Source organism: Bacteroides sp. LFL-34 (genome assembly GCF_027257075.1).
Classification (GTDB): Bacteria; Bacteroidota; Bacteroidia; order Bacteroidales; family Bacteroidaceae; genus Bacteroides; species Bacteroides ovatus.
This window is the reverse complement of the sequence record NZ_JAPQKZ010000005.1, coordinates 33028-46474: the sequence shown is the minus strand read 5'-3', so window position 1 is coordinate 46474 and position 13447 is coordinate 33028. Positions and strand designations below refer to the sequence as shown.

The window sequence follows — 13447 nt, the reverse complement described above, 5'->3', positions numbered from 1 at the left end:
TCAATCTGCTTTGCGCACCGCACCGCGGGCTAATTTCTGAAAAACGTCATCCATCGTTTCCGCACCGAATTGTTGTTTCAGACGGGCAGGTGTATCAAGTGCTTTAATCTGACCGTCCACCATGATAGATATCCGGTTGCAATATTCCGCTTCATCCATATAATGGGTAGTGACAAACACGGTAATACCCTGATCGGCTGCCTGATAGATCAATTCCCAGAACTGTCTTCTCGTAGCAGGATCTACTCCACCGGTCGGCTCATCCAGAAAAACGATTCTCGGTTCATGGAATATTGATACTGAAAAAGCCAATTTCTGTTTCCATCCCACCGGAAGGCTCTTCACCAGAGTATCCCGTTCGGCAGTAAGCTCCAAACGATCCAACAATTCTTCTGTCTTCCGTTCTATCTCTTGTTCCTTCATGCCATAAATTCCGGCAAACAGACGGATATTCTCCCACACTTTCAGGTCTTCATATAGCGAAAACTTTTGGCTCATATATCCGATATGTTTCTTAACTTGTTCGGCCTCCCGGTAAATATCATATCCTGCCACCTTTCCGATGCCTGATGTCGGTTTACTTAATCCGCAAAGCATACGCATAGCTGTCGTCTTTCCTGCTCCATTAGCACCCAGAAAGCCAAATATCTCGCCTCGATTCACCTGAAAGGAGATATGATCTACTGCAGTAAAATCTCCAAAACATTTTGTCAACTGTTCCACTTCAATGACCGGAGCTACTTCATGCTTCACTTCCTCCCGCTCCAAAGAAGGAGGGCAAAGGATAGACGCAAATTGATGAAGAATACGTTCCGGGGTATCAATGCCATGAATCTGTCCATGATTGATGAAAGCAATCCGGTCACATTGCCGGGCCTCATCCATGATAGGAGTAGAAACGACAATGGTAATACCCTGTTCCCGTAAGTTTCGGAGCATTTGCCAGAATTCCTTACGCGACACGGGATCTACTCCGGTAGTAGGTTCATCCAGGAATAAAATATCCGGTTTATGAATCAAAGCACAGCTCAATGCCAGTTTCTGCTTCATACCACCTGACAAAGCCCCTGCCCTTCTTTTCCTGAACGGTTCTATCTGTTGATAGATATCTTTAATTAAATCATAATTCTCCTGAACTGTCGTATGGAACACGGTAGCAAAAAACTCCAGATTCTCTTCTACCGAAAGATCCTGGTAAAGTGAAAAACGACCGGGCATATATCCCACCTTCGTACGAATCTGTTTATAATCCGTTACCACATCCAGCCCGGCAACTATGGCCGTTCCTTTATCCGCCAGCAACAAAGTAGTCAGAATACGGAATAAGGAACTCTTACCGGCACCATCAGGCCCTATCAGCCCAAAGATTTCTCCCCGTTCCACAACGAAAGAAACGTCTTTCAGCGCCTCCACTGTTCCATAGTTCTTGCCGACTTCTTTCACAACCACTATGGGTTCTTCCTTTGCCATTCCCTTGCGTTTAATTTTTAATCTTCAATTTTTAATTTTTCAATGTCACTCCTCCGTACATGCCAATCTTCAATGCTCCGTCATTCTTCACGGCAATTTTCACTGCATATACCAGATTAGCACGTTCGTTTTTCGTCAAAATCGTTTTGGGAGTGAACTCCGAACGGTCGGAAATCCAGGTCACTACCCCCGGATAAGCTTTCTGCTCCGAGTTTCCATAATCAGCATACACAGTTACCTCATCTCCCAGTTTCACTTGCGACAACTGTTCGGAGGTGATGTAAGCCCTCAAATACATGCGATCCACTTCAGCCACTTTAAACAGCGGTTTACCTATTGCCGCCAATTCACCGGCTTCTGCATATTTTGCCAATACGGTACCTTCAATAGGCGACTGGACATGACATTTAGCTAATTGATCCTCCATCTGTGCAACTTGTATGGCAACCGAATTTCCTTGTTCTATCAGGCTGTTCGTACTATTCTGCAATGACGATTCCTGTGCGACAAGCTGCCTTTCAAGCAATTTGACTTGTGCGTCCCAGTCGTCCAACTGTTTCTGATTCGCCGCTCCAGCGGCAAGCAGGTTTTCCACGCGTTTCTTTTCACGTTCTGCTGTTGCTATTTGCTGTTTGGTAGCAGCTATCTGTTTAGCAAGATCCGGACGTTGGCTTTCCACTGATTTCATACTGGCCTCCAGTTGTAATTTCTTCAAATACAATTGCACCGTATCCACCAGCCCAATCTCCTCACCTGCTTTCAGTCTTGTTCCCTCTTCTACCTCCAGTCGCAACAGCTTTCCGGCAGCTTCGGCAGAGACTATCACTTCCGTGGCTTCAAACGTGCCGGTTGCATCATAGCCGGGTATTCCCTTACCACAAGCAGCCAACATAATCAATGCCACTCCATACATTCCTATCTTTGTCATTCGTTCCATATCTAAAGAAGTTATATTAATCATTCGTAGTATATTTCAATTGATAAATTCCCATTAACCGTTGAATTTCATGCAACGCTTTCGACTGACGTGCCAAACTCTCATTGGTCAATTCCCGAAGCATCTCGGTCACCGTCAATGTTCCATTCGCCACTTTGGCCTCTGCCGATTTGCGAATATTGGTACGCAAACGGATAATCTCATCATCATCCTGCATTTGCTTTTCCAATGATTGGATGGCCTGATCTTGTTGTGTCATCTCCAATCTTGTATTAAACAGAAACACATCCCGGTTATTATCCAATTGCCGACGTTTATTTTCAATTACCTTCCGGTCATTCTTCAAGGTATACAAACTACCGAAATTCCACGAAAGGCGAACACCCGCAATATAGTAGGGAGAAAATTCATTTTTCAGCATATTCAATCCGGGGTTTCCATAAGCTCCCTGCACGAATAATCCGAACTGTGGAAGATGACGCACATTCAAAGCTTTCTCCTGTACTTGCAATCCTACTCCTTGCGCATTGAACAAAGATAATTCCGGACGACGAATCTCACTGACAGCCGAAATGTCATCTTGAGGAACAGGTTTCTCCAAAACCGTTTCCTGCGACAATTTCTCTCCTACCAGAAGTGAAAGCATCTTCAAATACGCCATACGCGATGAAACCAGTTCAACTCTTTTCTGCTTTGTGTTCAACTGCTCCACTTTCACAGCATCCAAATCGGCCTGATTGGCAATGCCATTTTCTACGTAGGCAGTAATCTGGCGATAATTTCTCTCCAGTTCATCTTGCAACAATGCATTCTGTTTCAGTTGCTCGTCCAACAAAAGAATCCCAAAATAAAGGTCATTTACACGACTATTTAGCGCATACATATCCACATTCAGTTTTTCTTTCTCTATCTCCGCTTCCGCAGTCGTTTGTTTCTTCTGCATCCGGATTCCTCCACCATCCCAGATTTTCTGTTGTAACTCCAACATCACCTGATACTGATCTTTCGGCAGTCCTTTCAAATCCACTCCGGAAAGCTTCACCGGAATTTCCGTTACCTCACTCTGATAAGAAGCTTTAGCCGAAAGGACAAACTGTGGCAAATATCCTTTTGCCGCATTCTCAATATTATATTCCTTTGTTTTCTCCACCAAGCCATACTGATGTACCAACGGATAATTTTCCTGCGTCTTCCGTTGACATTCTTCCAACGTTATCTGCGCATTTATTCCCGATACAAACAATAAAAAGGAGAAACTGAAAACCATTCTTTTCATACACATCATTTCTTTAATTTCTTCAAAAGACAAAGATAGAGGTTTCAAAGATACGTTCACATTCCGATAGTTAGTAAAAATGTTCCAATAGTTCGATAAAGAGAAAGAATAAAAGGCTATTTGCTGATTTTTATTATCTTTGGCGGAAAAAACAGATAAAGATGGAAAGGAAAATACCATTAAATATAGGTCTCGAAATCTTAGAAAATCCGGATATCGTCCGATTTAACGAATTTCGTTTCATATCTCCGCATTTCGGATTCGTAAACAGCTTCGCCAAAATAGAATCCAATCTTATCACAATAGATCAACCTTATCGTATCAAAGAGGGACGTATCGCAGTTATCAAACAGGGATATGCGCGCGTATTAATCAACCTGATAGAAGAAACTTTTCAGCCGGACAAGCTACTATTAATTGTTCCGAATTCCATTCTTCAGATTATAGAAGTCTCTCCGGATTTTGATATGCAGATGGTAGCCATGGACGCGGAATTTCTTTCTATAGCCGGAAAAGACAATTTCTTCACTCATCTCTCACAGTTACAGAAAAACCTCATATTATCTCTGACCTCACATGAATACGACTTGTTTAAGAGTTATTTTGCTTTAATATGGAATATATTACAAGAACCGACGTTCCGACGGGAAGCTATTCAATATCTACTAATTAGTCTTTTGTGCAATATAGAATATCTTGTCAAAAACAACAATCAAAAAGAACAGAGCTGTCAGACACATCAGGAAGAGATTTTCCAGCGTTTCATTTCTTTAGTCAATGCTTATAGCAAGAAAGAACGTAATGTTAGTTTTTATGCGGATAAGCTATGTCTCACTCCTCGTTATCTTAATACGATCATCCGCCAAACCAGTCAACAAACAGTAATGGACTGGATAAACCAGTCCATTATATTAGAAGCTAAAGTATTGCTAAAACATAGCAATCTGCTTGTTTATCAAATTTCTGATGAATTGAACTTCCCTAATCCTTCTTTTTTCTCGAAGTTCTTTAAGCGAATGACAGGAATGACACCACATGAATATCAATTCTCGAAATAAATTTTATTTCGAGAATTCCTTAATTCTTTGCTCTTCTTCCAACTTGCAGATCAATAATGTGTTATCTTTCTCTGCAATGATATATCCATCCAAGCCTTGAATGACTACTCGTTTTTCTTCGCTGGCATGCACAATACAATTTTTACTTTCGTACAAACGGATATCGGTTCCTACGGTTGCATTTCCAGACTTATCCTGTGGAAGCAAACCGCGAAGTGCTCCCCATGTACCCAGATCTGACCAGCCAAATGAAGCGGGAAGTACATAAATCTCCTGTGCTTTCTCCATCACTGCATAGTCGATAGAAATGCTTTCGCAAGTAGGGAATAACTTCTTGATCGTTTCATTTTCTTTCTCTGTATAGAAATCGGGGAAAATGCGATCGAAAATTTGTGCGATGCCCGGAGCATATACACGCATCACGGAAGTAATAGTACGCACATTCCATACAAAGATTCCCGCATTCCAGAAGAAATTGCCTTCTGCCAGATACTTTTCGGCAGTCTCTTTATCCGGTTTTTCCTTAAATGCATCTACGGTGTAAATTTCTTTATCTGTCTGGAGCTGATCGGCAGCAGCAATATATCCGTATCCGGTTTCCGGACGAGTTGGCCGGATACCTATCGTTACAATGGCGCTGCCATCATCTGTGAAACGAAGGGCTTTCTCCATCACTCTACGGAATTCTCCCGTATCAATGACTAATGCATCCGAAGGAGTTACTACAATGTTAGCATTCGGATGTTTTTTCTTGATCTTCCAGCAAGCAAAAGCAATGCAGGGCGCAGTATTGCGCGCACAAGGCTCCGCCAAAATATTACTTTCCGGAATTTCCGGCAACTGCTCCCGAACAATATCAATGTATTTTTCAGAAGTTACGACCCACATATTTTCTCTGGGGCAAACACCGTCGAAACGATCTGCCGTCAACTGAATCAGCGACCGGCCACATCCCATTACATCAATAAATTGTTTAGGACATTCCGGAGTGCTCATCGGCCAAAAGCGGCTCCCTATGCCACCAGCCATTATTACAACATGATTATCCATACCTGTTATTCTCCTGTAAAAAAAATATTCTTTAAAATAGGTGTGCAAGTTACGCTAAAATGTCCAAAACAGCAAATAAAAATAAGAGTATTTGTAAGCTCCCGATAAAGTACCAATATTTATAATGAAGAAGTATTCAATATAAAAACGGAAGACAACAAAAGTGCTGTCTCCCGTTTTGAGTTGTATATTATCTAGTGATAATATCATTTCAAATATCAACGATCTTCACAGACAGTTGATATAATAGAAATCACATCGGATTTACACCGACATGAGGGCGTTGATCAGGAATACACCGCCGCACATTTCCTGACCACAAAATGTAGGGTGCTTCATGTGTGTAGCATGAAGTTAGGGACCTACATGTTCCATCTCACTTTTGTGTAAAGTATTAAAAGTACTCTATGACATTATTAACTTAAAAAAATCTCGATCACCAATAAAATATATATTGGCGAATTCTATGTCAAAGTTTATTAACCGCTATATTGGTTGAATTTATGACTCCTTGTCATGAAAATGTTCTCCATATCCATAACCGTAACCATAGCGCTTACCATAACCATAGAACTTGCCATATTTACCATAACCGTAATAATAACCGTATTTTCTTCTTTTCAGATCCAAACCATTTATTACAGTACACAGGCTAGGCAATTTATTGTTTTCAGCAAGTTCATTAATCAAAGTATACTCGTTTTTATGAGTATAGTCTGCACGGCAGACATAAACAGACAGGTCAGCCACACGTCCTATCAACAAGGTATCAGTAACCATACCAACAGGAGCTGTATCCAGAATCACATAATCAAAATTCTTCTTAAGAGTTTCAATCGCTTTATCCAGTCCATCACGAGCCAATAATTCGGTAGGATTAGGAGGAACTGTTCCACCGGGAAGAATATAAAGATTCTTACTGACATCAGAAAGCTGTACTAAATCCATCAAGTTCTTTTCCGGATTAGCCAAATATTGAGTTATACCAACTTCTTTTCTCGGAATATTAAATACCTTATTCAAGCCCGGTTTACGAATATCAAGACCAACGATTACTACTTTCTTCCCTAATAAAGAAAGACTAATAGCAAGATTAGCAGAGATGAAAGATTTACCCTCACCACTAACCGTAGAAGTAACCAGAATCACCTTCTTGTCATTTTCAAGCATAAACTGAAGATTCGTTCGGATATTGCGGAAAGTTTCACTCATCAAGTTATTGTGATTCTCAAATACAGCAATAGCACCCTGCTTTTCATCAGTCAATGGAATATCACCAACAATAGGCACACAAGTAAGCTTTTCTACATCAGAACGACCTTCAATCTTGAATTTGGTTAATTCGAGCAGGTAAATAATCCCCACCGGAATTCCGATTCCTAACACTAAAGCAACCAGATAAATTATCTTGCCTCTAGGAGATACAGGAGTATCATCTGCTATAGCGTCATCTATAATCTTCGCATTATTGGCTGTAGCAGCCAGAGTTATCGCATTCTCTTCACGCTTCTGAAGAAGCATCAAATAAAGTCCGGCCTTTATCTCCTGTTGGCGAGCAATACTCACAAACTCACGCTCCTGACCAGGTGCCTCACTAATACGACGGGAATAACGATTCGCTTCACGATCCAAATCTGCCTTTGTAATCAACAATCCACGCAAAACCCTGTCTAAAGATACTTGTACATTCTCTTTCATGGCATGAATACTTGTATCCAAGTTTATAATGGTAGGATTATTCTCCGTTGATGTACGCAGCAAACGTTTTCTCTCAACAAGCACATCATTATAACGGTTGATGGCAGCCGCAAGATTCACATCCTGCAATCCGATATTACTAGGTAAAACCTCATAACCTTCATTTTGCATATATTTTTGCAAATCCTGCAGCAAATTAATCTGGGTTTGATTCTCCACACGCTTCTTTTCATATTCAGCACTACCCGTCAAAGCTATTTGTGCATCACTGGTCAAATCCGTAATACCCGCCCCACGTTTGAAACTTTCCAGATCCTTTTCCGTACTACCCAGTTCTTTGGAGATAATACTAATACGTTCATTGATAAATTCTGCTGTTTTCTGTGCCACTTCATTCTTATCATTATTCGTATTGATATTATACATCTCCAATAACTTATTGATAAAATCCTTGCCGCGTTGTACATTTGAGTTTTTCAATGATATGACAGCCACAGAAGTGGTTTTGGAAGTAGGCTCAATAGTCATATTTTTGCAATACCCTTTCGCTACAGCCAAAGGCTTATTAATTGTTGCTGTAATATTACGTGTAGTCTTTTCTGAATCTGTAATTTTTTCCAATATTCTTTTAGATAATACAGAATCCGGTGTCAGGAAAAAAGCCAATGTTCCTTTATCGGTAGGAAAAACAGCCGGTAACTTTTCGAAATGTTTCTGATATTCATCATCGCCAAGCTTCACATTCACATCCAGACTTCCTTGTGGTTGCAATATCATCTCCACAATTATCGGTTTCTCCAATAAATCGGCCTCCTGCGGAGTCATGCTCACTTGTACTGGTGAAGTTTTATACATATTCCTGGAAAGAAATTCATCCTCATCCGTATAAGAAATATAGAGGCCCAAATCTTCAACCACTTCTTTGACGATAGTCTTGGAACGGAGCACTTCAATCTCGTTATCAATATTCTGTGAAGAAGACATCAAACCATCCAATCCCAAACTCTCTAGCCCAGAAAGCATTCCGGCACTACCTCCCTTTTTATCGTCCTTTATTAAAACCGTAGCAGATATGTTATACACAGGAGTAGCTATATACAAATAGACCCATGCTGTAATCAAACATACCACAACCGCCCCCACAAACCAAGGCCAATGGAGCAAATACTTAAACAGCAGTTCCTTGACATCTATACTTTCTTCCTTAGGCTCTTGTGTTCCGTTGAATTCTGTTTCTTTCATTGCAAATCGTTATTTTAAGATGTTTACTAATAGGCTGACAACGGATACCAAGATAGAGGTAGCGGAGAACCAGAGGCTGGTACTATTGCCCACATCGGAATTTCGAGCCTTTGCTTTATTGGGAGTTATATAAACAATATCATTCTGTTGTAACCAATAGTAAGGTGAAAGAATCGTTTCGGCATTATTTAAATCCAAAGTGACAATTTGCTGTTTGCCATTTGCGTCCTCACGAATCAGCTTCACATTATCACGAAGACCGTATACCGTCATATCACCAGCCATGGCCAATGCCTCCAATAGATTCACCTTCTCATTAGAAATAGTAAATGTACCCGGTCGAGCAACCTCTCCAATGACTGATATCTTATAATTTACCATACGTACTGTAACAATAGGATTTTCTTTCATATAAGGCTTCAATTTATCAACGATTAACTGCTCTGCCTGTTTCTTTGTAAGCCCTCCAACTGTCAGTGCTCCTAATACTGGAAAAGATATTTTCCCTTCATTGTCAACCAAATATTGTTGTAACACAGGCTGAGTAGTAGTGTACTGTATTGATAAATTAGACGGGCTGGCAATTGTCAAGTTAAAGGGTGCAGCTAGTTCCGGACTGGTACACGAAACCACAATTGTCAATAAATCTTTCGGCATGATCTTTGCATCATAAAGAGTTTCCTGCTGAGTAGCTTGATTGACTGCTTCCACGTCTTGCAAATAAGGTACCTTTTTATAAGATTGACATGCTGCTAATAAAAAAGACAACAATATCATACATATTAGTTTATTTACTTTTTCCATATTCTTATCATCTTATTCACTTTTAAAAGTAATATCATCTGTAGGGGGGTATATAAATTCAAACTCTAAAGTTCTTGCCAGCCCCTCTCCTAAAGAATAAGGAGCTTTAAAAACAGAAGAATGTATTTTAGCAGCATCAAATTCAGTTGTTGCACAAAACTTCTTCACACGCACAGAACTTACTGCCAATTTCTTACGAGTAATGCAAGCAAATATATCAAAACAATATCCTCCTATCATGCCCAACCAATAAGGGAAATGAGTAGCCGGAATATGTTTATTCATAACTTTGCTCACATGAGCCACTAGTTCATTCATTGTAAAATCCGGCTTGTCAACATAATTAAACACATTATAACCTGTCCGAACCTCATCAATCATGTATTTTACAAAAGCAACAACATTACCGACATAAGCCATTGACTTTTTATTGTTTCCAGAACCAATCATTAGAAACTTTCCACTCGCAATTTGCTTTAATAAATTGTACACATTGCCTCTGTTACGTTCTCCAAAAATGACTGTTGGACGAATAATATCAATATTCCAATCCGGATGTAACTTATACCATTCATGCAAAATTTGCTCTGCCTGCCATTTACTTTTCCCATAGTGATTAAACGGATCTGCCGGATATTCTTCATTTGGATTCTTTTTATTTAGACCATATACTGCAACAGATGAAAAAAAAATGATTCGTTTTATATTATTTTTCTCCATTGCTTTTAATGTCTTTTCTATACCACCTACATTTGTATCATAATAAAGAGATACCGGAACAACATCATCCCGATGCTGTGCTGCTAATAAAACAACACATTCAGCCCCTTCCAATTTCTTATCTAAATAATCCTGATCACGTACATCACCAATTGCTGTAACTTCTGGAAAGAAACGACTTTGTTGCAAATCAATATTCAACATCTCATATCTTTGTGCTTTTTTCAAAAGTGTAATCAAACGAGTCCCGACAAAACCTGACGCACCAATTAAAGTTATTTTCATGTTTTTTACTAATTATCTTTTTACTAACAATTTACAAATTACAGACATCTTTAAATTTCACGCATAGTTTCGCATAATCATATTTTTCGGCTGCTTTTTTCGCTTTATTACATATTGTCTGATACTCATCAGAAGGCAAGTTTTTAAGCGAAAGTATAGCAGCGGCATAATCCTGCGGATCAGTTAACTTACAGTCTATTCCGACACCCTCCTCTAATATGATACTGTATGGCATTCCTACATTACAACATAATGGTTTACCACTTGCCAGTCCCAAAAACATCTTATTCATACTGCCACCATACTTCCCGAAATTAGTAGAATAATTCAGAGCATTCACATCTGCTTTTGAAAGTATATATGGCACATACTCAGGTGATGTCCATTTTGCTTTAAATTTTACGTTTGTAATCTGTTGTTCTTCACAATAATGCTCTAAAAAAGCCCTATCCTCACCATCACCATAAATCAAGACCTGCACACTATTATTCTGCAATATTTTAGCTGAATCTATAAGCAGTTTAAGATTATTTGCCAATCGAATGCTTCCCAGATAAATAATATTGAAAGTTTTATCGTTTGCCAAATCAAAATCTTCTATTTTGTATCTTTGCATGTTAACATTAAACTCAGACAAATCAATACCATTATTTATATAATGCAATTTGTTTAAATCAATTGTCCCCCCCTGATCACTATCCCATCCGTTTTCTCTCACATAATTAACTGCACCAGGCATAGAAAAAACAACGTTGTCTGCTTTACTATAAATATATCGTTCTAAACAATAAGCAATTTTCACGCATGGATTATTTTTTCCCAATAAGCCTAAGCTTACGAATGAATCAGGCCATAAATCTGTAACATCCACGATATATTTTGCTTTTACCTTTTTAGCAAGTTGATAAATTGGAATATCAAAAGGAATACGAGATGTATGAATTATCACATCCGGTTTCTCAAATTGTTTTCTATGGATGAATAATTTAACCGCAAACCTAAAATATGATATAATCCTTCTTATCCCATTAGTAGATCCACAACCTGCATTTACTAAAACAAAAGGGATATTATCATAAGTTTTCTCTTCAAATGTCTTATTAGAGTCAGACAAACATAAGTTTCTATTGTGAACATAACTAGAACAAAACAATTTCACATTATAGCCTTCTGATTGAAAATATTGTGCCAACTTTATTGTTCTCAAATGAGTGCCATAAAATTCAATAGGTGCTGCATCTTTATTTATGAACCAAATAGTCTTTTTTTTCATCATAAGATTATTACTTCCAAGCATTCAACACTTTTACAACCCTTTCAACCTCTTCCATAGATATAACAGGACTCATTGGAATACTCAATTCTTCAGCATGAATCAATTCTGTAATTGGAAAGCTAAGATCATTCCATTCTTTATAGCATTCTTGTTTATGAGGAGGAATAGGATAATGGATATTAGTTTGAATATCATTCTCTGCTAAATATTGTTGCAAGCCATCACGATCTGCACAACGAATTGTAAAAAGATGAAATACATGTGCATTCCAATCTTTCACAATTGGCAAAATAATCGCTGGATTCTCAATGTTTTCTATATAATATTTTGCAACTTCTTTTCTTAATTGTATATCATTATCAAGATAACGGAGTTTAACATCAAGAATAGCTGCCTGAATTTCGTCAAGACGACTATTACGCCCTACATATTGGAAAACATATTTCTTTGCAGATCCGTAATTAGCAACCGACCTTACTATATGTGCCAACTCATCATCATTCGTTGTCACAGCTCCTGCATCCCCTAATGCACCTAAGTTTTTACCCGGATAAAAGCTATGCCCTGCAGCATCGCCTATCGAGCCTGTCATTCTCCCATTAAATTTGCAGCCATGTGCCTGCGCATTATCTTCTACAAGCTTAAGATTATATTTTTCACATAATTCTCCTATTTTCTCAGTATACGCACACTGACCATAGAGATGTACTATAAGTATAGCTCTTGTACGAGAAGTTATAGCTTTTTCAATCTTAGAATCATCAATTTGATATGTTTCCAGATTGGGTTCAACCAACACAGGAATGAGTCCGTTCTCAGTAATGGCTAAAATAGAAGCAATATAGGTATTTGCAGGAACGATAACTTCATCTCCAGGTTTCATTATCCCCATTTCAATATAAGCACGGAAAATCCAAATCAATGCATCAAGGCCGTTAGCACATCCTATAGTATATTTAGTACCAATATATGAAGAATAATGTGTTTCAAACATTGCATTTTCTTTGCCTTGTAAATACCACCCTGAATCAACGACTCTCAATACTGCTTCATGAATCTCTTCTGCATATTTTGCAGTAACTTTCTGTAAATCTAAAAATTTAATCATATCCGTTTTATATTTTATGTTTAACTCCATTTTTATCACACATATTTAAGTCCAGGGCAATACCATCTTTAGTGATATACCCTTTTTTACATGCAGGATTACCAAACCAAATCTCATGTGCCGGAACATTTTTTGTAACAACACTTCCTGCCCCGACAAGAGCGTACTCACCAATAATCAATCCTCCCATTATTGTAGAATTGGCTCCGATCGAACAATGTTCCTCAAGTGTCGTCATTAAAAATTCACTTGGATAGACTTTTGAACGAGGAATCAAATCATTAATAAAAGAGACATTTGCTCCGATAAAAACATTATCTTTTACTCTTAGACCATCCCACAATTGTACTCCTGATTTTACAGTAACATTGTTACCTATAATAACATCATTCTCTACAAAAACATGGGCACATAAATTGCAGTTACTTCCAATAACAGCACCATTTAAGATGACACAAAATTGCCATATAGTAGTCCCGTCACCAATCAATTTACTTTGACAGTCAGCCAGTGGGTGTATCAT

The 13447-nt window shown here is 38.6% G+C and carries 11 protein-coding genes; 1 reads left to right on the top strand and 10 read right to left on the bottom strand.

Annotation, left to right across the window (positions count from 1 at the left end):
- From N5O98_RS04220 to N5O98_RS04210, 3 genes are read right to left on the bottom strand one after another with little or no spacing between them, the layout of a single operon-like run.
- Window positions 1-1470: an ATP-binding cassette domain-containing protein gene (locus N5O98_RS04220; RefSeq protein ID WP_004309269.1), complete on the bottom strand. Its 1470-nt coding sequence runs from the start codon at window positions 1468-1470 to the stop codon at window positions 1-3.
- Window positions 1471-1501: 31 nt separating this feature from the next.
- Window positions 1502-2407 (bottom strand): HlyD family secretion protein, encoded by a 906-nt coding sequence (locus N5O98_RS04215; protein WP_004325720.1) that lies wholly within the window; start codon window positions 2405-2407, stop codon window positions 1502-1504.
- A gap of 16 nt (window positions 2408-2423) precedes the next feature.
- Window positions 2424-3683: a TolC family protein gene (locus N5O98_RS04210; protein ID WP_118161030.1), complete on the bottom strand. Its 1260-nt coding sequence runs from the start codon at window positions 3681-3683 to the stop codon at window positions 2424-2426.
- Between the two features lie 161 nt (window positions 3684-3844).
- Here N5O98_RS04210 and N5O98_RS04205 point away from each other — a divergent pair, with 161 nt between their 5' ends.
- Window positions 3845-4741, top strand: coding sequence for a helix-turn-helix domain-containing protein (locus tag N5O98_RS04205; RefSeq protein WP_118161026.1), 897 nt, complete (start codon window positions 3845-3847; stop codon window positions 4739-4741).
- Between the two features lie 3 nt (window positions 4742-4744).
- Here N5O98_RS04205 and N5O98_RS04200 read toward each other — a convergent pair whose 3' ends face one another.
- The 7 genes from N5O98_RS04200 to N5O98_RS04170 form a co-directional block, all read right to left on the bottom strand.
- Window positions 4745-5791, bottom strand: a complete 1047-nt coding sequence (locus N5O98_RS04200; RefSeq protein WP_004325717.1) for a mannose-1-phosphate guanylyltransferase — start codon at window positions 5789-5791, stop codon at window positions 4745-4747.
- 501 nt (window positions 5792-6292) lie between these two features.
- Window positions 6293-8731 carry a GumC family protein gene (locus N5O98_RS04195; RefSeq protein WP_117515280.1) on the bottom strand — a complete coding sequence of 813 codons (2439 nt, stop codon included), beginning with the start codon at window positions 8729-8731 and terminating at the stop codon, window positions 6293-6295.
- Window positions 8732-8740: 9 nt separating this feature from the next.
- Complete coding sequence (locus N5O98_RS04190) at window positions 8741-9535, bottom strand: polysaccharide biosynthesis/export family protein (protein ID WP_004300023.1); 795 nt, start codon at window positions 9533-9535, stop codon at window positions 8741-8743.
- A 12-nt stretch (window positions 9536-9547) separates the two neighbouring features.
- Window positions 9548-10540 carry an NAD-dependent epimerase/dehydratase family protein gene (locus N5O98_RS04185; RefSeq protein ID WP_004300024.1) on the bottom strand — a complete coding sequence of 331 codons (993 nt, stop codon included), beginning with the start codon at window positions 10538-10540 and terminating at the stop codon, window positions 9548-9550.
- 31 nt (window positions 10541-10571) lie between these two features.
- The gene (locus N5O98_RS04180) at window positions 10572-11816 is read right to left on the bottom strand and encodes a glycosyltransferase family 4 protein (RefSeq protein ID WP_224262691.1); all 1245 of its coding nucleotides are present in this window, start codon (window positions 11814-11816) and stop codon (window positions 10572-10574) included.
- A gap of 7 nt (window positions 11817-11823) precedes the next feature.
- Window positions 11824-12924 (bottom strand): DegT/DnrJ/EryC1/StrS family aminotransferase, encoded by a 1101-nt coding sequence (locus N5O98_RS04175; protein ID WP_004309278.1) that lies wholly within the window; start codon window positions 12922-12924, stop codon window positions 11824-11826.
- A gap of 7 nt (window positions 12925-12931) precedes the next feature.
- The gene (locus N5O98_RS04170) at window positions 12932-13447 is read right to left on the bottom strand and encodes an acyltransferase (RefSeq protein ID WP_004300033.1); all 516 of its coding nucleotides are present in this window, start codon (window positions 13445-13447) and stop codon (window positions 12932-12934) included.